The organism is Burkholderia lata (assembly GCF_902499335.1).
GTDB lineage: Bacteria > Pseudomonadota > Gammaproteobacteria > Burkholderiales > Burkholderiaceae > Burkholderia > Burkholderia lata_B.
On record NZ_CABVQK010000005.1, the window covers coordinates 190074 to 211812 of the forward strand.

General features: G+C 65.6%; 18 protein-coding genes. 8 read left to right on the top strand and 10 right to left on the bottom strand.

Annotated features, from left to right (window positions below; all coding sequences use genetic code 11):
* Positions 1 to 61: 61 nt before the first annotated feature.
* Positions 62 to 679 (top strand): LysE family translocator, encoded by a 618-nt coding sequence (locus tag BCO18175_RS14195; protein ID WP_174981744.1) that lies wholly within the window; start codon positions 62 to 64, stop codon positions 677 to 679.
* 77 nt (positions 680 to 756) lie between these two features.
* Here the strand turns inward: BCO18175_RS14195 and BCO18175_RS14200 are convergent, their stop codons facing one another.
* Entirely contained in the window at positions 757 to 1389 is a 633-nt protein-coding gene (locus BCO18175_RS14200) for an FMN-dependent NADH-azoreductase (RefSeq protein WP_174981746.1), read from the bottom strand.
* Between the two features lie 132 nt (positions 1390 to 1521).
* Between BCO18175_RS14200 and BCO18175_RS14205 the strand changes: the two genes are divergently transcribed.
* A complete protein-coding gene (locus BCO18175_RS14205; RefSeq protein ID WP_174981748.1) occupies positions 1522 to 2400 on the top strand; it encodes a LysR substrate-binding domain-containing protein in 879 nt (292 codons plus the stop codon).
* A gap of 116 nt (positions 2401 to 2516) precedes the next feature.
* On the opposite strand, the gene BCO18175_RS14210 is transcribed toward BCO18175_RS14205, so the two are convergent.
* Positions 2517 to 3992, bottom strand: a complete 1476-nt coding sequence (locus BCO18175_RS14210; protein ID WP_174981750.1) for a coniferyl aldehyde dehydrogenase — start codon at positions 3990 to 3992, stop codon at positions 2517 to 2519.
* A gap of 99 nt (positions 3993 to 4091) precedes the next feature.
* Here BCO18175_RS14210 and BCO18175_RS14215 point away from each other — a divergent pair, with 99 nt between their 5' ends.
* Entirely contained in the window at positions 4092 to 4745 is a 654-nt protein-coding gene (locus BCO18175_RS14215; protein WP_174981752.1) for a TetR/AcrR family transcriptional regulator, read from the top strand.
* Between the two features lie 132 nt (positions 4746 to 4877).
* Positions 4878 to 5561 (top strand): type 1 glutamine amidotransferase domain-containing protein, encoded by a 684-nt coding sequence (locus tag BCO18175_RS14220; RefSeq protein ID WP_174981754.1) that lies wholly within the window; start codon positions 4878 to 4880, stop codon positions 5559 to 5561.
* 20 nt (positions 5562 to 5581) lie between these two features.
* Here the strand turns inward: BCO18175_RS14220 and BCO18175_RS14225 are convergent, their stop codons facing one another.
* From BCO18175_RS14225 to BCO18175_RS14240, 4 genes are all read right to left on the bottom strand, one after another.
* A complete protein-coding gene (locus BCO18175_RS14225; RefSeq protein ID WP_174981756.1) occupies positions 5582 to 6064 on the bottom strand; it encodes a MerR family transcriptional regulator in 483 nt (160 codons plus the stop codon).
* Positions 6065 to 6193: 129 nt separating this feature from the next.
* Positions 6194 to 7438, bottom strand: a complete 1245-nt coding sequence (locus BCO18175_RS14230) for a saccharopine dehydrogenase family protein (protein WP_174981758.1) — start codon at positions 7436 to 7438, stop codon at positions 6194 to 6196.
* 48 nt (positions 7439 to 7486) lie between these two features.
* Positions 7487 to 8404, bottom strand: coding sequence for an acetoacetate decarboxylase family protein (locus tag BCO18175_RS14235; RefSeq protein ID WP_174981760.1), 918 nt, complete (start codon positions 8402 to 8404; stop codon positions 7487 to 7489).
* Positions 8405 to 8731: 327 nt separating this feature from the next.
* Positions 8732 to 9394, bottom strand: coding sequence for a glutathione S-transferase family protein (locus tag BCO18175_RS14240; RefSeq protein WP_174981762.1), 663 nt, complete (start codon positions 9392 to 9394; stop codon positions 8732 to 8734).
* Positions 9395 to 9517: 123 nt separating this feature from the next.
* Between BCO18175_RS14240 and BCO18175_RS14245 the strand changes: the two genes are divergently transcribed.
* Positions 9518 to 10498, top strand: coding sequence for a helix-turn-helix transcriptional regulator (locus BCO18175_RS14245; protein ID WP_174981764.1), 981 nt, complete (start codon positions 9518 to 9520; stop codon positions 10496 to 10498).
* 154 nt (positions 10499 to 10652) lie between these two features.
* Here the strand turns inward: BCO18175_RS14245 and BCO18175_RS14250 are convergent, their stop codons facing one another.
* On the bottom strand, positions 10653 to 12614 hold the full coding sequence (locus tag BCO18175_RS14250; RefSeq protein ID WP_174981766.1) for a kelch repeat-containing protein: 1962 nt from the start codon (positions 12612 to 12614) through the stop codon (positions 10653 to 10655).
* Between the two features lie 888 nt (positions 12615 to 13502).
* On the opposite strand from BCO18175_RS14250, the gene BCO18175_RS14255 reads away from it, so the two are divergent.
* From BCO18175_RS14255 to BCO18175_RS14265, 3 genes are read left to right on the top strand one after another with little or no spacing between them, the layout of a single operon-like run.
* Positions 13503 to 14789 carry an MFS transporter gene (locus tag BCO18175_RS14255; RefSeq protein WP_174967159.1) on the top strand — a complete coding sequence of 429 codons (1287 nt, stop codon included), beginning with the start codon at positions 13503 to 13505 and terminating at the stop codon, positions 14787 to 14789.
* An 11-nt stretch (positions 14790 to 14800) separates the two neighbouring features.
* On the top strand, positions 14801 to 16423 hold the full coding sequence (locus tag BCO18175_RS14260) for a GMC family oxidoreductase (protein ID WP_174981768.1): 1623 nt from the start codon (positions 14801 to 14803) through the stop codon (positions 16421 to 16423).
* A gap of 29 nt (positions 16424 to 16452) precedes the next feature.
* The gene (locus tag BCO18175_RS14265; RefSeq protein ID WP_174967161.1) at positions 16453 to 17931 is read left to right on the top strand and encodes an aldehyde dehydrogenase; all 1479 of its coding nucleotides are present in this window, start codon (positions 16453 to 16455) and stop codon (positions 17929 to 17931) included.
* Positions 17932 to 18049: 118 nt separating this feature from the next.
* Here the strand turns inward: BCO18175_RS14265 and BCO18175_RS14270 are convergent, their stop codons facing one another.
* The 3 genes from BCO18175_RS14270 to BCO18175_RS14280 form a co-directional block, all read right to left on the bottom strand.
* The gene (locus BCO18175_RS14270) at positions 18050 to 18979 is read right to left on the bottom strand and encodes a LysR family transcriptional regulator (protein WP_174981770.1); all 930 of its coding nucleotides are present in this window, start codon (positions 18977 to 18979) and stop codon (positions 18050 to 18052) included.
* Positions 18980 to 19306: 327 nt separating this feature from the next.
* Positions 19307 to 20461, bottom strand: coding sequence for a CaiB/BaiF CoA transferase family protein (locus BCO18175_RS14275; protein ID WP_174981772.1), 1155 nt, complete (start codon positions 20459 to 20461; stop codon positions 19307 to 19309).
* A gap of 22 nt (positions 20462 to 20483) precedes the next feature.
* The gene (locus tag BCO18175_RS14280) at positions 20484 to 21704 is read right to left on the bottom strand and encodes a CaiB/BaiF CoA transferase family protein (protein WP_174981774.1); all 1221 of its coding nucleotides are present in this window, start codon (positions 21702 to 21704) and stop codon (positions 20484 to 20486) included.
* Positions 21705 to 21739: the final 35 nt, after the last annotated feature.

The following is a 21739-nucleotide window of genomic DNA, read 5'->3' on the forward strand; positions in this document are numbered from 1 at the left end:
TCCCGATGAAACATGACCCATAAGATTGCGCCATCAAGCCACCAATCGCAAGGACTAGACGATGACCGAACTGATAGTTGTAGTCACCATCACGCTGCTGGCCGTGATCAGCCCGGGCCCGGACTTCGCGATGGTCACGCGCAACAGCCTGATGCTGTCGCGCCGCTCGGGCGTGCTCACCGCGCTGGGTATCGGGCTCGGCGTGACGGTTCACGTGAGCTACACGCTGCTGGGCGTCGGCCTGCTGATCCGCCAGTCCCTGTGGCTCTTCAATGCCGTCAAGCTGGTCGGCGCGATCTACCTGGTCTACCTGGGCGTGAAGATGCTCATGACGAAGGCCGGCAACGGGCAGCCGGACGCACAGGCCGCCCCGCTGTCCGACCTGGCCGCGCTGCGCACCGGCTTCCTGACCAATGTGCTGAACCCCAAGACCACGGTGTTCATCGTCAGCCTGTTCATGCAGGCCGTGCGGCCCGACACGCCGTTGATCGTGCAGATCGGCTACGGCGCGTTCATCGCCGTCGCGCATGCCGGCTGGTTCAGCCTGGTGGCCCTCTGCTTCTCCGCCACGGCAGTCCGTGATCGCCTGCTGGCGCTGCGCCACTGGATCGACCGCACCTTCGGCTGCCTGCTCGTCGGCTTCGGCGTCGCACTCGCCATCGCGCGCGGCGGGCGCTGATCCGGGCCTCCGCGCCGCGTGCCGATGCAACCGTCGGGCGCGCTCCGCTGGCCCACCGGATGCCCCGTTCGGCAGCGTCAGAACGTGCGCGCGATCGTGCGGGCCTCGTCGATCGCGCGACTACGATCGACCTTTCCGTCGGGACCGAACAAGGTGCGCTCGACGACGATGCCGGTGACGTCCTTCACGCCCACGAACCTGAGCCAGGTCTCCATGTACGGGCGCTGAAGGTCGAACTCGGCGGCCGGCGTAAATGAGCCCGGCGACTGATAGCCGAGCCCGCGCGCGTAGACCACCGCTGCCTTTTTCCCGGCCAGCTTGCCGGCGAAACCGGTGCCGTCGAACGTGAACAGAACGTCCTTCTGCGAGATCGCATCGATCAGGTGCTTGAGTTTGTACGGAATGCTGAAATTCCACAGCGGCACGCCGAACAGGAACTTGTCCGCTTCGTGGAACGGTGCCGCGAGCTGCTCGATCCGCTGCCATGCCGCCGCCTGCGACGGCGTCAATGCCGTGCCGCTCAGCCCCGCATATTTCGCGGCCAGCGCGGCTTCGTCGAATTCGGGCATCGCCAGATTCCAGATGTCGAGCTTCTGTATCTCGTGATCCGGATGGGCGAGCCGGTACGCATCGAGAAAGGCATTGCACACCTCGATGGATGCCGAATAGTCCTTGTTGGGTGAGCCTTCGATATAGAGCACGCGTGTCATGAAGCCGGTCCTTGCCGAAAGTGACTGCGACGCGCGGGATGCGCGGCCGCCCACTGCACTTCGCAGCCTATCGGATCGACCTATAATCCGGAAACGATATGAATTGATCGAATTAACCCGAATTGGTGATCAATGAACCCTCCCCTCGACACGTCACTGCTTCACACGTTTGTCGCCATCGCCGACGTCCGGAGCTTTACCGGCGCAGGCCGCAGGCTGAATCTCTCCCAATCCGCGGTCAGCGCCCAGATCGCTCGTCTCGAGGAGCAGGTCGGCCGGGCGCTGCTCGCGCGCAATACGCGTAGCGTCACGCTCACCGAGCATGGCCAGATGCTGCTCGGCTACGCACGCGCGATGCTCAATCTGAGCGAGGAAGCGAAGACAAGGCTGGGTACCGGCCAGGCAGTCGACGTCACGTTGCGTATCGGCGCATCGGAGGACTTTGCAGGAGGCTGGCTTCCCGACGTGATGCGTCGCTACGGCGTCGCGCGGCGCGGCTTGCGGCTGAACCTGACGGTGGACATCGGCGACAGCCTGTTTCGCCGGCACGCCAGCGGCGAATTCGATCTCGTGATCGGCAGCCGGTGCGCGCATACGGGCCAGGGCGCGACGTTGTGGCGAGAGCCGCTCGCCTGGGCGTTTGCGCGCCACGAGCCGCTGCCGGAAGGCGATGTGCCGCTCGCGTGCTTCCCCGATCCGTGCCCGTACCGGGGCGCTGCCATCAAGGCGCTCGCACTCGCCGGCATGCCCTATCGCATTGCCTGCGAAAGCCCGAGCGTCACGGGCATCCGGACGTTCGCGCGCGCCGGCATCGCGATCGCGCCGGTGCCGCGCAGCGCGATCGACGACACGCTCCGTGAGCTGGGCGCGTCCGAAGGCTTGCCGGCGCTGCCGGAAATGGAATTCGTGATGATGCATGACGCGGAAATGCCGGCCGCCGTCGAATTCGCCGCGACGATTTTCGACGAAACCGCCATTCGCAACGGGGCAGGCACGCGCAACAGGCCGTAGCGGGCACCCTCCGCACTTGAGGCTCGATCCAGGCACTCACCGACGCATTCGCGTTCGACCACAACGGCGCGCTGCTGGCGAAACAGCCGCGCGCCGGTCGCGATGCGTCTCCGGTTTCAGCGCTTCGCGCTCAATCCCGCCCGCACGCCCTCCGGTTCCCGGCTGCGCCCGAGCAGCGCCGCCAACGACAGATCCGCGAGCTTGCCGAACGGCGCGCGCAGCAGGCTCGGCAGGTTCCAGCGCCCCAGCACGAACACGCCCTTGGCATGGCTCATCGCGCGGAATCCCTCGATGCCGTGATACGCGCCCATCCCGCTCGGGCCGACGCCGCCGAACGGCAAGTCTTCCTGCGCGACATGCAGGAGCGTGTTGTTGATGCCGACATTGCCCGACGTGGTGCGCTTCAGCAACGACTCGCAGTCGCTGTCATGCGCACCGAAGTAATACAGCGCAAGCGGCCGCGGACGCGCATTCACGTAGTCGACGACTTCGTCGATCGTGCGATACGTGCGCACCGGCAGGATCGGCCCGAAGATCTCTTCCTGCATGACGGTCGTATCGTCGCCGGCCCCGACGATCAGCGTGGGCGCGAGCGTCCGCTTGCGGGTGGCCGCCTGCTGCGGGTTCACGCCCGCCTCGATCACGCGCGCGCCCTTGCTGCGCGCTTCGTCGACGAGGCTTTTCAGGCGATCGAAATGCCGGTCGCTGACGATCGACGTGTAGTCCGGGCTGGTTGGCCCGTCCGGGTAGAAGCGCGCGACGGCCGCATCGTATTGCGCGACGAACGCGTCGAGATCGTCTTCATGCACCAGCGCGTAGTCGGGCGCCACGCAGGTCTGCCCGCAGTTCGACAGCTTGCCGAACACGATGCTGGACATCGTCCGGCCGTCGACGTGCCCTCTCGCGACGATCGCCGGGCTCTTGCCGCCGAGTTCGAGCGTCACCGGCACCAGATTGTCGCTGGCCGCCTTCATGACCTTGCGGCCCACCTGCGTGCTGCCGGTAAACAGCAGATGGTCGAACGGCAAGCCGCTGAAGGCGGCGCCGACTTCCGGCCCGCCGAGCACGACCGCGACTTCCTCGCTCGGGAAGGTTTCCGCGAGCATCCGGCGCATCACCTCGCTGGTGCGCGGCGTCAGCTCGGACGGCTTGAGCATCGCGCGGTTGCCTGCGGCCAGCGCGGTGGCCAGCGGAATGAACGTGAGCGCGAACGGATAGTTCCACGGCGCCATCACGCCGATGACGCCCAACGGCTGGAATTCCACGTGAGCCTGCCCGGCCCGATAAAGAATACCGACGTGCCGGCGCTGCGGCTTCATGAAGCGGCGCAGGTTGCGGGTCAGGTAGTCGATCGCCTGGATCACGCCGACCAGTTCCATGATCGCGGTTTCGTGTCGCGAGCGATGCCCGAAATCGGCGCTGATCGCCTCCTCCACTTCACCGCGATATGCCAGCACCACGGCGCGCAGCCGCGCGAGACGGGCCTTGCGCTGCTGCATGCTCGGCGGCCCCTCGCTGACGAACGCGTTGCGCTGGCGGGCCAGCAACGCCGCCGGGTCGATGCTCGAACTGGATTCTGCGGAAACGGCCATGGTGCACCTCACGAGTTTGCGTCGATGTAGACACTGTCAACTTGCATGCGGCGGATCATAGGACCACAATGTGTTCCCTGTCAACATAGGAGCAACACGATGTCGTCGGATGTGGATGCGGACGCCGGGCAAAAGGCTTATCACCACGGGGATCTGCGTCGCGCGATCATTGAAACGGCGCTCGACACGCTGCAGGAGCAACAGGGCTGGCAGTTCACGCTGCGCGAAATCGCGCGGCGCGCGAACGTCAGCCACTCGGCGCCGTACCGGCATTTCCCGGACAAGGCCGCGTTGCTGCACGAACTCGCGCTGATCGGCTTCGATCGGCTGCACGACGACCTCGCCGCGTCCGTCGATCAGGCCGCGGATGCACCGGACGTGCTGCTCGCGCTGGCCTACGCTCATCTCGCGTTCGGGCAGCGCAACCCGGATCTCTATCGACTGATGTTTGCCGCGGATGCCGGGGAGCCCACGGACATCCATCTCGATCCGCGCGTGCAGGCGCCGTTCCTTCTGGTCGTCGACATCTTGGAACACGGCCAGCGCGCCGGCACGATCCGCCCGCGCCCGGCGCTCGGCCAGGCGACCGCCTGCTGGGCGCATCTGCATGGCCTGACGATGCTGGCGATCGACGGCCGGCTGGTGCGCGAGAAGGTCGGCGATCACGCGATCGAGGATGCGCTGACCACCTTGCTGGACGGCCTCGTGCTGCCCGCCGGCCCCGCACCGGCAGCGAAGACGAAAAGGCCTTGACCTTCAACTTCGCTTAAAGGTTATGGTTTGCCTCGGCAGTGTATCGAGGCCAGGGGTATGGGGACTGCCATCCGACAATCCGGCGGTGCGTCGACGACGCCCGCCCGTGGCCGATGAAAGGGAAACCGCATCATGAGCAAGCGCATCCTGCATGTCGTGAGCAACGTCGCGCACTACGCCGATCCGTCGCAACCGACCGGCCTGTGGCTGTCCGAACTGACCCATGCCCATCACATCTTCGCGGCGAAGGGCTATGAGCAGCGGCTCGTGAGCCCCAAGGGCGGCGTGTCGCCGCTGGAGCCGCGCTCGCTCAAATGGCCGCATGCCGACGCCGCCGCGAAAGCGTGGCGCGCCGACAAGGCCAATGAAGCGCTGCTTGCCTCCACAGCGCGCCCCGACGAGATCGATCCGGCCGATTTCGATGCGATCTACTTCACCGGCGGCCATGCGGTGATGTGGGACTACCCGGACGATGCGGGGCTGCAGCGGCTCACACGCGAGATCTACGAGCGCGGCGGCGTCGTGTCGTCGGTCTGTCACGGCTACTGCGGGCTGCTCAATACGAAGCTGTCGGACGGCTCGCTCCTGGTTGCCGGACGGCGGATCACCGGCTACTCGTGGGTGGAGGAAATCCTGGCCGGCGTCGCGAAGAAGGTGCCCTACAACGTCGAGCAGCAGATGCAGCAGCGTGGCGCGCGCTACGAGAAGGCGCTGCTGCCGTTCACGTCGAACGTCGTCGTCGACGGCCGACTCGTGACCGGCCAGAATCCGCAATCGGCGAAAGCGACCGCCGAACAGGTCGTCGCGTTGCTGTGATGTGATGCGCCGGAGACCCTCTAAGCACGGGTCGGCCGGCGCACAACCGCTTCGCCGCGATCGGCAGCGGTTGTCGCAGCCTCACCGCCATCCACCGCATTCCCCGGCGGAATCCGCGACAGCAATCTTTGCGCATGGGTTGCGCAATCGATCGACCCTGGTTTCGCGGCGATGTCGGCGATCAGCGACACGATCTGCGCCTTGCTTTGCGCGAGCCGCGCCTCCAGCGCCTCGATATCCTGCACCTTGCGGCACAGCGCATTCAGCAACGAAGCGCATGGCCACTGCGCGAGGTCGGCCGGTATCAGCGTGCGAATCTCGTCGAGACTGAAATCCGCCTTCTGCGCGGCCGTGATCAGGTCGAGCACCGTCACCGCTTCCTGCGGATAAGTGCGATAGCCGTTCGCTTCGCGCTCGACGAGCGTCAACAGACCGATGCGTTCGTAAAAGCGGATGCGCGAAGGGGTAAGGCCGGTGCGTTCCGCCAGTTCCCCGATCTTCATGTTCCGATACTCCCTGGCCGGATCGCGTCCGGCCATCTGCCCCGTCGTGACTGTCGGTTGTCTCCTGACGTTGATTCGCAATCCGATCCTTATCGGCTTCCTGTCGAACGGCGAGCGGACGATGCACGCTCAGATCACTTCGAAACGCAACCCCGCATGGCGAACCAGGCGCTCGATGTAGCGCGCGTCGAACATCGTCGCGGGCGTCCAGAAGCCGCCGCCGCGGCCGGTCTTGATGCCGTCGCCGGCGCAATCCAGTGCGAGACTGATCGCTGCCTGCCCAAGCATCTTGCCGGTGGAGCCGTAGCCGGGATCGCGATCGCCGGTGACTTTCACGCGCAAGGTCTTCCCGTCGTCGGCACGGCCGAAGAAGCGTAAATCGTAGCGGCCGGTCAGTTGCGCCTCGACGCTCGGCCCCTCGCCCGGCTTCGGCAGCAGGAAGCGCTCCATCAGGCTGCGCACCGGCTTGATGACGACACCCACCATGAACGCGCCGAGGCCGGCGACCATCGTCACCGCGGTCACGCGGCCCTTCAGGCCCGTGCCCGTCATCACCGCTTCGTCATACGTGAAGCGGCTGCCGTATGCGTTGCCGGCCAGCGCATTGGAGCGATGCACGACCCGCTCGTTCACCGCCGCCATCACGAACGGCGCGATCCACGCGTCGAAGTCGCGATCGAATGCGGCGGATCGCACCGCATGCTGGCGCATCGTGAAGCCATGCCCCTTCGGGCACAGTGAATAAGGATCGAGCAGTTCCCTGCGCAACGCGGGATCGGCTGCCGCTTCCCGGACGACGTTGATCACGCTCGCCACCGTGCCGCCCGACGCGCCGCCCTTCAGCGTTTTCACACGCATCTTCACCTGCGTGGCCGGCACGCCCCACTGTTGCCGCGCCTGTTGCTGCAGGAAGAACACGCCCATGTCCGACGGCACCGAATCGAAGCCGCAGCAATGGACGATGCGCGCGCCGGATTGCCGGGCCGCCGGCTCGTACTTGTCGATCATCCGTTTGATCCACTGCGTCTCGCCGGTGAGGTCGCAGTAGTCGGTGCCGGTTTCCGCGCAGATCCTGACCAGCGGCTCCCCGTAAAGCGCGTAGGGGCCGACGGTGGACACGACCACCCGCGTCTGCGCGCAAAGCGCTCGAAGCTGCGCTTCATCGGCCGCGTCGGCGACGATGATCGGCACCGACTGACCGGCCGTGCCCAGCGTATCCCGCACCTGCCTGAGCTTGGTTTCAGAGCGGCCGGCGATGGCCCAGCGCAGCGTCTCCCCGGAGCCCGACAGGTACTCGGACAGGTAGCGGGCCAGGATCTGCCCGACGAAACTGGTGGCGCCGAATACGACGAGATCGTGGGTCGGACGGGTCATGGGCGGTTCCTTCGGCGCGGGCGGGCCGCGGCGTTGCGTTGCGTGGCGTCAGCGTTGCTTTCCGGGTTCATCGAAAGCCTTCAACGGAGTCGGCAGGTTCAGGACCAGTTGCGCGTCCTTCACCACGTCGAGACGCAGGATGGTGGACGCGCCCAGCCCGTCGAGCAGCTGGCTCAGCGGGCCGCCGTGCCGCACGAGCTCGACGTTGCGCGGCAACAGGCGCTGGGCGAACGATAGCGCATTCGTCTGCACCAGTGTCTGGTGCCATTCGCCGTCGATGCGATTGATCATCGTCGACGTGCCCATGTGCGACTGGGACGCGACGTTGGTCAGCTCCGGCAGCGGCACGCTCAGGCTCAGGTCCGGCCGGCCGCCCGGCCCGGCAATGCGGGCGCTGGCGGTGGCGCCGAGATTCACGTCGATATCGGCGAGCCACTTGGGCAGCTGATAGCCGTGCACGCCGCGCACCCGTGCGATTTCCGTGGTGACCGGCAGCGCCAGTACGTGCGCGAAGAAGCTGCGGCGCCGCATCGAGTCGATCAGCTCGAGCGCGTGCGACCCGGTCGCGCCGGGCTGGCGGATCACCACCGCGACGGACACTTCGTCATACGGATCGTTGTCGCAGACCGAATACGAGAAGAAGGTCAGCGCGACCAGCCCGTACCCGGGGAGCGCGCGCAGCGGCTCGAGCGGCACCGGCAGCGTGGTCCGCAGGCGCTCGAGCGGCGCAAGGAACAGCAGCTGGATGCTGCTGGAACGGTAGTAGAAATTCGGCGCCCAGGTCGGGCCGACCCGTGAAGCGACCTGACGCTTCGGAATCCGACGGAAAAAATCGATGTTCCCCGCCGCGGGATCGCGCGCCACCGCGTCGAGATCAGGATTCATCCGGAACCGGTCGTAGTACCCGCCTTCGGGCACATCGACCTTGTGTGGGCCGAATTCGACCTGTGTAAACCGCCTGTCCATGTTCGTCGCCTCTCGTCGATGATCGACCGTGGCAGGCAACACCCGATGCCCGCTGACTCACTGCCGTCAGCAAGCACTCTAAGATTTAAGTCAACTTTAAGGTCAAGGCCCCGAGTAGAGGGGCGCGTCGGATTGCGTCCGGGCGGGCGGCCAGCGCTCACCATGGGGCATCGAATCATTTTACGGCGGTCGTGCGACAGCCCTTGCCGCGTATCGACACCATGCGCTGATTGTGCAGCCGGCCCGTCACCCGATGTGTGCACCCGCAGCAGTCCGTTCGCCCAAATCGCAGGCTGACGGCCGTCCGCTATCCGAAGCCGAACGCAGCTAGTCGAGCCCGCGAAGAAAATCGGGGACCGCTTCTCCGATCGATGCAAGATAGCCGGCCATCGCACCGGCGACCTTGCGCACGGCGGGACGTGTCGTCATCCGGTCACGCCACGCGAGCAGATGGGGCGTTTCGTCCGTCATCGGTGCGCCCTTGCGTGCACCGAACAACTGCGCCATGTAGAACGCGATGTCGGCGTACGAATACGTTCCGGCCAGAAACTCGCGATCCGCAAGCACGCGCGCCATGCGCCGATAGTATTGGGCCGCTTCGGCGCGCGCAGCGTGCGCCGCCGGATCGTCCGGCGTCGCTTCCAGCCCCATCAGCCGGACGATGTGCGGAAAATAGATTTCGTCGCTGCAGTGCTCGAGTTGACGCGCGATGGCGCGCGCCGCCGGATGCGCCGGCCATAGCGCCGGATCGGGCTTCAGATCCTCGAGATACTCGAAGAGCTGCGTGGAATCGAAGAGTTCCAGATCGCCGTCGATCAGCACCGGCACCTGCCGCTTCGGGTTGATGCGCAGCACATCCGGATGTCTGGGATCGTAGCCGCGAAGCTGGCTGAACGGCACCATCACCAGCTCGAAATCGATGCCCTTCTCGTGCGCCGCAATCTCGACCTTTGCACCAAACATGCTCAGTGGCCCGGAAATGATCTTCATCGTTCTATCCCCTGTGGTGTCATGCTGCGTAACCTGCGTCGATGAAACAGCGCAGGAATGCCGCAAAGCATAAGTCCGATAACATGACACCTCATGTCAGGTATTTGAGGTAACGTGTCGCTCATGAAAGCGAGCCGCCTGTTATCGATCCTGATGATGCTGCAAGCGCGCGGCCGGATGACCGCACCGGCGCTCGCCGAAGCACTGGAAGTGTCCGAGCGCACGATCCTGCGCGACATCGACCAGCTCTCCACGGCCGGCGTGCCGATCTGGGGCGATCGCGGCCGCAACGGCGGCTTTCAGCTGAGCGACGGCTGGCGTACCGATCTCACCGGGCTCACCGAGCACGAAGCGCACGCGATGATTCTGGCGGGCTTGCCCGGGCCCGCGAGAGAACTGGGCCTCGACGGCATGGCGACCTCCGCGCGGCTGAAGATGATCGCGAGCCTGCCGCCCGGCTCGCGCGAGCACGCCGATCGCGTCGCCAGCCGGCTGCACGTCGACACCGTGGATTGGTACCGGGCGCAGGAAACGCCGGCATTCCTGCGTGAAGTCGCCGATGCGGTGTGGGGTTCGTACCGTATCGACGTGATGTACCAGAGCTGGCGCGGCGTGTCCCGCCGCGCACTCGAGCCGCTCGGCCTGGTGCTCAAGGGCGGCGCCTGGTACCTGGTTGCCAAGGTGGCCGGCAAGCCCGGCGCACTCACGTTCCGGCTCGCGAATATCCTCGAACTCGATGCATCGCGCCGCCGCTTCAAGCGGCCCGCGCGATTCGACCTCGCGACGCACTGGCGCGACGCGATGAGCCGGTACGAAACCGACCTCAATCGGCTGACCGCCCATATCGCCGTGTCGCCGCGCGGCGAAACCTGGCTGGCCAACGCGCGGATCAAGACCGCGCCCGTCTCGCAGGAAGCAGGCAGCGTGGAGGTGCCACCGGGATGGAAGGCGTTCCTGATGCCGATCGAATCGATCGAGCACGGCGCGCGGAAACTGCTGGGGTACGGCGCACACGTGAAGATCCTCGGGCCGCAGGCGCTCAAGGATCAATTCATCGAAGAGTTGGCGCAGGTGAAGGTGCTTTATCAGGGAGGCGAAAATTGAAGCGTTCGTGTCAGCCGCGAGGCAGTCGCCGCATCGTGCTTGCCCACGAGCGACCGGGAAGTTATCGGCGATGCGTCGGAAACGGCCGAGCACATACGCCGACAACCCGGCAAGAGCGGTAGCTGCTTGATTGACTCGCAGCTTGCATCCGGCATCAACGGAATCGTTCGGATGACGAGTAAGTTCTCGTGTGATGGTAACTGCCGGTGACCAGCACCGATCCATCGTTCAACAAAGTGGACGTATGCATCGATCGTGGATCGCTCATGTTGGCAATCGCAGCCCAGTTCCCGGTGGCCGGATCAAAAATCTCCGCCGACGTACCATTTCCGCTGTAACTGGCGTCATAGTTGCCCGTCACGACGACGCGTCCATCCGGCAGCCCCGTGGCTTGAGCTTCGACGCGTGGCATGACCATCGGTCCCGTCAGTGTCCAGGCCCCGGTCGCCGGATCGTACTGCTCGGCGGTAAGCGAAGCGCTCGTGCCGCCAGCCACCAGCACCTTGCCGTTCGGCAGCATCGCCGCCGTCGGGCTGGATCGCTTGACATGCATATCGCGAACAAGGGTCCACGTGCCGCTGCGCGCATCGTATAGCTCGGCCGTCGCCGTGATGCCGGCCTGGCTGCCGCCGCCCGCCACCAGCACTTTTCCGCCGGGCAGTAGCGTTGCGATGTGATGTGCCCGCGCGACATTCAGACTGCCGGTGGTAGCCCACGTCTTGCTGACCGGATCAAACAACTCGGCCTCGGCAACATAGGTGCCGAAATCGCCTTCCTCGATGCCGCCAACCACCAGGACCCGGCCGTCCGGCAACAGTGTCGATGTCGCCTGATGACGCCCACGCTTCATGTGGCCGACAGAGGCCCACGTACCGGTGGACGGATCGTACAACTCTGCCGTGCGTGTCGTGGTGCCTCCCACCACGTTTCTTCCACCGGCCACCAGCACATCGCCATTCGCCAGCCTGGTTGCCGTGTGTTCGGTGCGCGCGGTCTGCATTTTTCCTGCAAGCGCCCATGAGCCGTTTGCCGGGTTGTATCGCTCGGCCATGCCGACCAGGCCCCCCGTACCCACCCCACCCGCCACCAGAACTTCACCGCTGGACAGCAACGTTGCCGTATGCCAGGCACGCCCCTCGAACATGCTGCCGCCAGGCACCCATTCACCGCTCGTCGCCTGGGTTACCGAAATGTCCAGTTGCGTCTGTGTCGTGCCCGCGCCGTTGCTTCCCGAGATCAGGTATGTCAGCGGACCTTGAGCACGGGCCGGCGTCCCGCTGATCGCGCCCGTCTGCACATTCAGACTCAGCCCTGCGGGCAATGCCGGGGATACAGCGTACTGCGCGATACTGCCGCCCGCCGACTTCGGCAAATTCGGCGCAATCACTTGGCCAACTTTGTAAGTCACGGTCTGGTTTGCATACTCGAGATGCAATGGCGGGGCAACTGCCGCTCGCACTTCGAGCGTGAACTGAGTCGTTGTGTTGCCGGCGCTGTTGCTGCCGGTCACCCGGTAAGATACCGGGCCGGCGGCTGCCGCTGGCGTTCCACCGATTGCTCCGGTCGCCGGATCAAGTACGAGCCCGTTCGGCAATGCAGGTGAAATCGTGAATTGCGTCACCCGGCCGCCCGATGTGACAGGAGCAATGCCCGTGACGGCTTCCCCGGCGGTGACGATAATGGCTTCGTTCCCGTAGGCAATTGTCGCGGGAGCAACGGTCATCGGCTTCACCTCTATCTGCATCCGCGCCGTGACACTTCCCTGAGCGTTACTTCCCGTCACCGTGTAAATTTCGCTCGGCGCAACCGTGGACGCCACACCGCTGATTACGCCAGTTCGCGGATCCTGTACCAGTCCGGCTGGCAGCGCTGGCGCTATGCTGTATGTCGTGATCGTGCCGCCACTATTGGACGGGGTATTCGGCGTGATGCTTTCACCGATTCGATATACGGCGACCGGCATGAGGTAGGAAAGACCGGCCGGGGCAACGACTGCACTGTCCGTTACGTGCAACACGTTCTGGTCGCCAGGCCCGTTGTCGCCACCACACCCCGTCAGCGATACGGCAAGCACCAGCCCGCATGTCGGCCAAAGTTTTCGTCCGATCCGAATCATCACCCTGTTCCCCCGAGAATGAAAACACGCTCTCATTTATTTAGTTTTACAGATTAATTGAAATTATTTTTCGCATCGGAAGCAACCAATGCAGCCTCTCTTCAGGACGCGAAATCCTGACAAAATGCCGACGAAGATTACCAGATATTTTCAAAAAAGACTTCTTCAATAAATGTCAAATGGCGGGATACCCATTCACAGGATTCGTCCACTCGTCGATATACATAAACAGGACATCCCGCGGCCGTCATCCCGGACGTGATCGACCGCCACCAGGCCCTGTGATCGTTCACGCTCCCGCCTGGTTGTTGCATGCGAATGCCACCTCCCGCGCAGCCGATCGGTCAATTCCGTACATCGAAAGCGCCGACCGCCGTCATTCCAATTTCGACGTAGGGAAATCCCTGCCCCCATCGGATTCGCCACACTCGAATCGACACTTCGGAAACGCTCAATTGGCTTGCCGTTGACATGCTCTTACCCTGTCCGTCACGAATCGGATTCGCTCGAATCCTGCGGACAGGCAGCAGCAAGCGACATCGGCATCACCTGATCAAGCGGCACACGTTTCCTGCTCCCGCGGGTCATCTCCACGGGCAAGGTGCGATGCCGCCGGTCAACCCTGATACCGATTTCGTGACGTCTTCTTCCTGATCGCCGTTCCGGTTCGTCCGCGCGTGTACGCAAGCCGGCATGCGGCTCGGCACCTCCCGACCGCCTGCCCGACGCGCACCCGCACGAAGCATGTCAAGCGAGCGCGACCGTCATCGGCGCGTGCCTGAAAAAACGGGCTGCACCCGCGGTGCCGCGAGCAAGACCATCGCACCCGTGAAAACCCGAAAGGTCCGCCTGGCAATAAAACCGATACAACAAAGGTAAGGAGACAACGTGAGTCAAGCATCGCCTCAGGCCCGAAGCCGTCTATTCGTCATCTTTCTATGTTTCCTGACGCTCGTAGCCGATGGCTACGATCTCATCGTCTACGGTGCGACCGTCCCGCATCTGCTGAGTGAACCCGGCTGGCATCTGAGCCCGGCCGGCGCCGGCATGATCGGAAGCTGGACCCTGGTCGGCCTGATGGTCGGGCTGGCGGTGGCCGGCCCGCTGACCGACCGCATCGGCCGGCGTCGCCTGCTGATGACGGGCGTCCTGTGGTTTTCCGTCGGCTCGATCGTCTGTGCGCTCGCCACGTCGCCGACGTTCCTGGGCGCGGCCCGCTTCGTCACGGGCATCGGCATGGGCGGCGTCGTGCCGTCCGCCGTCGCGCTGTCGGTCGAGTACGCCCCCAAGGGCCGACGCCAGTTGTACAACGCGCTCACGCTGACCGGCTATTCGGTGGGCGGCATCGTGAGTGCGTTGGCCGCCATCGCATTGCTTCACGAGCATGGATGGCGCACGTTGTACGCGCTCGGTGCGTTCTATGCGGTGATCCTGCCGGTGATGGCCTTCTTCCTTCCCGAATCGGTGGACTTCCTGGTCGATCGCGGCCGCGTCGACGAGGCCCGCACGCTCGCGGCCCGGTATTCGCTCGACTTCGACCAGATCCTGCAGGACAAGCAGGCGCAGCGCGCGTCGCAAGATGGCGCGCAGGCAACTCGCGGCTACCGGCTGGTGCTGTCTCGCGAATTCCGCACCACCGCGTTGCTGCTCGTGTTCATGACGTTCTGCGTCCAGTTGATCACCTACGGGCTCAACGCATGGCTGCCGCAACTGATGCGCTCGGCCGGCTATCCGCTCGGCTCGTCGCTGCAGTTCCTGCTGGTGATGCAGTTCGGCGCCGTCGTGGGCATGCTCGGCGGCGCGTGGCTCGCCGACCGGCTCGGCTCGAAACGCGTGATGTTTCCGTTCCTCGTCATCGGCGCACTGTCGCTGGTCGCACTGAGCCAGAAGCTCGATTTCGCGTGGCTGATGCTCGCCGTGTTCGGCGCCGGGCTGGGTTCGATCGGCACCAGCAGCCTGATCTACGGCTATATCGCCGCGCACTTCCCGACCGCGTGTCGCGGGTCGGCCCTGGGCGGCGCGCAGGCCATCGGGCGCTTCGGCTCGATCCTGGGCCCGATGATCGGCGGCTGGATCGTCGGCGCAAACCTCGGGCTGCACTGGAACTTCTATGCGTTCGCGATTCCCGCCATCGTCGCGGCGACGGTCGTCCCGCTGATTCCGTCATCGCAATAAGACACCCGTCCATGGAAATCTACGACTACATCGTGGTGGGCGCCGGTTCGTCGGGTTGCGTGGTCGCCGGCCGGCTGTCCGAGGATCCCGCCGTTCGCGTCCTGCTCGTCGAAGCCGGCCCGGACATGAACAACTTCTGGGTACGCACGCCCGCCGGTGCGGGCAAGCTGTTCATGAACAAGCGGTTCAACTGGGCGTTCGATACCGAGCCGGTGCCGACGCTCGGCGGCCGCACGGTGTACTGGCCGCGCGGCAAGGGGCTCGGCGGCAGCAGCGCGATCAACGGGATGATCTACATGCGCGGCCAGCCGAGCGACTTCGACCATTGGGCCGCACTCGGCAATGAAGGCTGGAACTGGAACGACGTGTTGCCGTACTTCATCCGGTCGGAAACGAACCAGCGCGGCGCGAACGCCTATCACGGCAGCCAGGGCCCGTTGCACGTGAGCGATGCGGCCATCACCCACCCGACCGCCGACGATTTCATCGCCGCCGCGCAACAGGTCGGCATTGGTCGCAGCGACGATCTCAACGGGCCGCCGCACGAGGGCGTTGCCTATCGGCAATATACGATCCGCAACGGGCGCCGCCATACGTCGTACAACGCGTTCGTCGAGCCCGTCCGCCATCGCCGCAACCTGACCGTCCGTACCGGCGTGCGCGTCACGCGCGTGCTGCTGGAAGCCGGCGAGGCCACCGGCATCGAGGTGCTCGACCGCGACGAGCGGCGCCGGATCGTCGCGACGCGGGAAGTGATCCTGTCCGGCGGCGCACTCGCGTCGCCCCATCTGCTGATGCTGTCGGGCATCGGCGATGGCGCGGACCTGCACCGGCACGGGATCGCGGCGACGGTCGAATCGCCCGACGTGGGCCGCCACCTGCAGGATCACTGGTTCGGCTCGTTCGCGTGGCGCGTGACGCCGGAAAGCTCGTACAACCACCAGCTGCGCGGGTTGCGAAAATATCTGGAAGGCGCGCGCTACCTGCTCACCGGCGGCGGCTATCTCGCGATCGGCGCGGCGCCCGTGACCGCCTATGCGCGCAGCGAAGCCGGGCGTCCGGAGGCGGACCTGCAACTGACGGTGAGCCCGATGACGTTCAAGTTCGATGCGTCGGGCAACCCGGTCGTCGACGACTATCCGGCCATCGGCGGGTCGATGGTGCTGCTGACACCCGATTCGCGCGGCCATATGGCGCTGAAGTCGCCCGATCCGCTGCACCCTCCCGCGTTTCATCCGAACTACCTGAGCGACGCCGGCGACATCCGCCGTTCGCTCGCGGGCCTGCGGATGCTGCGACGCATTGCCGAAGCCGCGCCGCTCGCGTCGCGGATCGTCCACGAGCTCGCGCCCGGCGCCGCCGTCACGACCGACGAACAGTTGCTCGCGCACCTCAAGGCGAACGGCAACAGCGGCTGGCATCAAGTGGGCACCTGCCGGATGGGCGCCGATGCACAGGCCGTCGTCGATCCTCGGCTGCGCGTACGCGGCGTCGCCCGGCTGCGCGTGATCGACGCGTCCGTGATGCCGCGGATCGTGGCCGGCAACACCAATGCGGCCTGCATCATGATCGGCGAGAAGGGTGCCGACATGATTCGCGCGGATGCCGCCGCGCCGCGGGCCGTTTCCGTCTGACTCCTCACACAAGGACGACCTCACCTCTCATGCAAGCAAACGACCGAACCATCCCGCTGGACCATCCCGACTGCTTCTACATCGACGGCCAGTGGACGCCCGCTCCTTCCGCTCAAACCTTCGAGGTGCTCGACTGCAGCACGGAGCACGTGGCAGCGCGGGTGGCGCGCGCCGACGCGGCCGTCGCCGCGCGGGCGATCGATGCGGCACGCCGCGCGTTCGATCATGGGCCCTGGCCGCGCATGACGCCGGCCGAGCGGGCCGTCTTCCTTGAACGGATCGCACAACGCCTCGAAGCGGCGAACGACGAGTTCGCGCGCGGCTGGAGCATCGAATCCGGCATCCTCCAGCGGATCGCGAAGCCGCGTATCGGCCAGTTTCTCGGCGCGGCGTTTCGGCAGTACGCGGCCATGGCCGACACCTATCCGTTCGTCGAACCGCACCGCTCGATAACCGGGCACCAGGCGTATGCCGTCAAGGAAGCGGTGGGCGTCGTCCTCGCGATCGTGCCGTGGAACGGCCCGGCCGCGCTGATCGCCTACAAGGTCGCGCCCGCGCTGCTCGCGGGCTGCACGGTCATCATCAAGCCGTCTCCGGAAGCGCCGACTTCCGCGTATCTGTTCGCGCAGATCTGCGACGAGATCGGCTTGCCGCCCGGTGTCGTCAACGTCGTGACCGCCGATCGCGAAGTGTCCGAAGCGATGGTGCGAAATCCATCGGTCGACAAGATCACCTTCACGGGTTCTACCGCAGCGGGCCGCAGCATCAGCGAGGCGGCGGCCGGACGGATCGCGCGCGTCACGCTCGAACTGGGCGGCAAATCGGCGGCGCTCGTGCTGGACGATTACGACATCGACGCGGCTGCCCAGGTGCTCGGCAAATCGTATTTCAGCTACCTGACCGGGCAGGTCTGCCACAGTCTGACGCGCATCATCGTGCCGCGCGCGAAGCACGACACGATGGTGGACGCATTGAGCGAGGCCGCGCGCGCGATGGTACTCGGCGACCCGTTCAGCGATGCCACGACGGTCGGCCCGCTTGCCACCGCGCGCCAGCGCGACACGGTCGAGCACCACGTAGCCAGGGGCATCGCCGAAGGCGCGACGCTCGCCGCCGGCGGCGCACGCCCGCGCCATCTGTCGCGTGGCTTCTTTTTCGAGCCGACGGTGTTCGCCAACGTCGACAACCGGTCGACCCTCGCGCAGCAGGAAATCTTCGGGCCGGTGCTGTCCGTGATCGCGGCGGACAGCGAAGCGCATGCGATCGAGCTCGCGAACGATTCCATCTTTGGCCTGAATGCCGTGGTGTTCACGTCCGACGCCCGGCACGCATTGCAGGTTGCACGGCAGCTGCGTACCGGCACGGTCGGGCACAATGCGTCGCGCACGGACTTCTCGATCGGCTTCGGCGGCTTCAAGCAATCCGGTATCGGGCGCGAAGGCGGCGTCGAGGGGCTGAACGCGTTCGTCGAATCCAAGACGATCGTGCTCGATCAGCCGCTGGCGTAATCCGCGCCGAAAGCGCAAACCGCCTGGTCGACGCAGTCGAGCAGGCGGTACGAGCAAGCTGGATGCTTCTCCTTTTTCATTGCCCCCTGCTTCAATCGCCGGGGCGTTCCCTGTCCCGTCAGGTCCCCGGCATGTCGTCAGGCTGGTCGAGCAACTGCTCGATCAGCGCGCGCGCGATCGGGTTCAACTCGCGACCGCGTGCCGTGGCGACCTGAACGCGGCGCACGGCCCACGGCTCCGCCAGTTCCAGCACCGCGACCCGGTTGAACAGCTCATGGCTGACCATGCATTCCGGCTGGACCGTCACACCGAGCCCGGCCTGCACCAGGCTCACGGCCACGCCGGTGCTCCGGACGTCGTAGCGCGGCTGGAAATCCACGCCGAGGCGGCGCGCCGCGGCCCGGATCGCACCGACCATCGCCCCGACGACGATCAGGTTCTCCGACAGCAGATCCTCGGTCGTGACGCTCGTGCGCGCGGCGAGCGGGTGCCCCTGCGGAACGACCGCGATGAGGCGATCCTCGCGATACGGCGTGACGTCGACGCCACCGAGATCGAGCGCATGGGCCGCCGCGAACACGCCGACGTCCACTTCGCTGCGTGCGACCGCCTGCACGATGCCGGCATTGTCGAGTTCACGCACCACGATCTTGACGAGCGGATACGCGCGCTGGAATTCGCCGATCTCCCGCGCGAGAAACGGCACGATGATCGAGCGCGCGGACGCGATCGTCAGCTCTCCTCGCATGCCGTCGGTAAACGACGCGATCTCCGAGCGCATGTCGTCGAGGTTCGCGAAGATCCGCCGGAGATAGCGGACGAGCACCTCGCCCGCCGGGCTCGGCACCACCCCTTTCGGGCTGCGTTCGAGCAGCTTGATGCCCGCGATGTCCTCGAGATCCTGAATCCGCTTGGTCGCCGTCGACGCGGCCACGTTCTCGCGAATCGCCGCCAGGCCGATTTGCTGCTCCTCGACCGCCGACAGGAACAGCTTCAACGTCAGCAGATCGACCTGCCGAATCAGGTGCAGGCGATTGAAAGTACTCATGTCTCCCCTCATGCACGTCTTCAGGACGTCGCCGGACGGTGCGACTGTCGCCACGCGTCGCCCGAGCGCCCTGTCAGGGTCATACGATGCAGTCCAGGCCCCCGGTGCCTCTGCGGACATCCGGGATGCTGGCATTCGATACCGACCGCGCACCGCGGGCCACGCGGCGCGGCGCGTTAACGTGCGACTCGCCAGCATCCCGACGATGCCGGCGTCGCACGCCCGGTGGATCGACTCTCAGGTTTTCGTCAGGCCCTGGATCGCGCGCGCACCGTCGCGCCGGCAACGACGTTATTTGGCCGTCGAACGCCGCTGACCGCTACCGCGTCACGCTTGCTTGCTCGCATTGAGCAGCGCTTCGAGCGACGGGTTGTCGGCGCCGATATCCCTTGCCGCATGCAATGGCGGGGTACGCTTGCCGTCGAAAGACAACGGCAGCCCGACCAGCCCGATCTCGTCGTCCGACGGCTTTTCGATGATGCCGAGCGCATGCGTCTGCGCATGCTCGACCACCTCCGCCGTCGTCTGGATCGGCGCAACGGGAATGCCGGCGGCCTGCAATCGTGCCTGCCACGCCGCGCGGGTATCCGTCGACAAACGCTCGCCGATCAACCGATCGATCTCCGTCCGGTTCTTCAGCCGCGCCGCATTGGTCGCGAACCGATCGTCGATCGCCCACTCGGGGCGATCCAGTGCCGCGCACAGCTTTGCGAACAGCGTGTCGTTCGCCGAGCTGACGATCAGGTGACCGTCCGAGGTCGAGTACGCGCGGTGCGGCACGATGAACGCCACGCCGGAGCCGTGGCGGCCGCCGGTGTCGCCGTCCGCGTTGTAGTTCGCGATGCTGACGGTCATCCACGCCAGCGCGGTTTCCAGCAGCGAACCGTTGACGGTCGCGCCGCAATGCTTGACCTGGCGACGATACAGCGCGGACAAAATACCGATGACGGCCCACAGGCCCGAGCCGAAATCGACGATCGACACCCCGGCGCGAACCGGCGCCTGCCCTTCTTCACCGGTGATGCTCATGATCCCCGAGAACGCCTGCATCAGCGGATCGTAGCCGGGCAGCGTGTTCATCGGGCCGAGATGGCCGAACGCGCCGATCTCGCAGTAGACCAGTTCCGGCTTGGTCACGCGCAGGCTGTCGGAATCGAGACCATATTCGGCGCTGGAGCCGGGCCGCAGGTTGTGCAGGAAGACGTCCGCCCGCTCCGCGATCAACTGGTGCAGCGTCTCGAGCTGTTCGCGATCCTTGATATCGATGCAGATCGCACGCTTGCCCCGATTGAGCCCGTGATACGCGGCGCCGCTGCCCTTCCATTCGCTCGGCCCCCAACCGCGGGCCGAGTCGCCCGTCGGGCGCTCGACCTTCCATACCTCGGCACCCAGCGCCGCCAGGACCCTTCCGGCGAACGGCGCCGACGCGCTATCGCTCAGTTCGACTACCACGACACCCGACAGCGGCAGATCGCGTAACATGTCGCTTCTCCTGATTTCGTATTTATTGCGGTTGCGGCACGCCGCCGGTTTCGGGCGCAACCACGCCGCCCGAACGCAGCATCCCGTCGATTTCATTGCGATCGAACCCGTACTCCGTGAGCAGCGCCACCGAGTGTTCGCCCAGACGCGGCGCCGGATAACGCAGCTCCGGTGCGCTCTCGCTCCATTGCTGCGGGATGCCGAGCGTCCGGATCCGCCCTTCCGACGGGTGCTCCTGCTCCGCGAAGAACCCGACCGCCGTCATGTGCGGATCGTCGATCAACGTCTCGGGCGTATTCATCTCGATCACCGGAATATCGGCTTCGGTCAGCGTGTCGACCCATTCCGCCGTGGTCCGCGTCTCGAACACGCGCGCGAGAAACGCGTACAGGTGCGCGATGTGCTCGGTCCGGCCGCCGATGTTGTTGAAGCGCGGATCCTCGGCCATCTCGGGATGCCCGGACAGCAGGAAGAAGCGCTTCCAGTGATGGTCCGCATAGACGTTCACGCCGATGTAGCCGTCGAGCGTGCGATACGGGCGCCGGTCCGGATTCATCATCCGCGCATAGCCCCAGTCGCCGAGCGGCGGGACGAACGTGTGTCCGTACAGGTGATCGCCCATCACGAAATGCGCGAACGTCTCGAGCATCGGCACGAACACCTGCTGGCCGACGCCCGTCTTCTCGCGCCGGTACAGTGCCATCGCCACCGCATTGCTGGTCGCCATCCCGACCACCCGATCGGCGATCGCGCTCGCGACATAGGTCGGCGGGCCGTTCTTGCGGCTTTGCAGTACCGGCATGCCGACCGCGGCCTGGATCAGGTCGTCGTAGGCCGGGCGCGACGCATACGGGCCGTTCTGCCCGAAGCCGAATGCGCCGCAGTAGATGATGCGCGGGTTGAGCGTGCGAACGTCCTCGTACGCGATGCCCAGCTTCGCCATCGTGTGCGGACGCATGCTGTACAGCAGCACGTCGGCGGTTGCCGCCATCCGCTTCAGCGACGCGATGCCGTCCGGGTGCTTCAGGTCCAGCACGAGGCTGCGCTTGTTTCGATTCAGATGCAGGAAGATCGGCCCCATGCCGGGATGCCGGCTCGGCCCGATATTGCGCGTCGTGTCGCCGTCGCGCGATTCGATCTTGCACACGTCGGCACCCATGTCCGCCAGCAGCAGCGATGCGTAGGGGCCCATGAAGTTCGACGTCAGGTCGAGGACGCGTACACCGTCGAGTGGTCCGGCCATGTCAGCCTCCGTCGACGGGGTGGGAATACAGCATG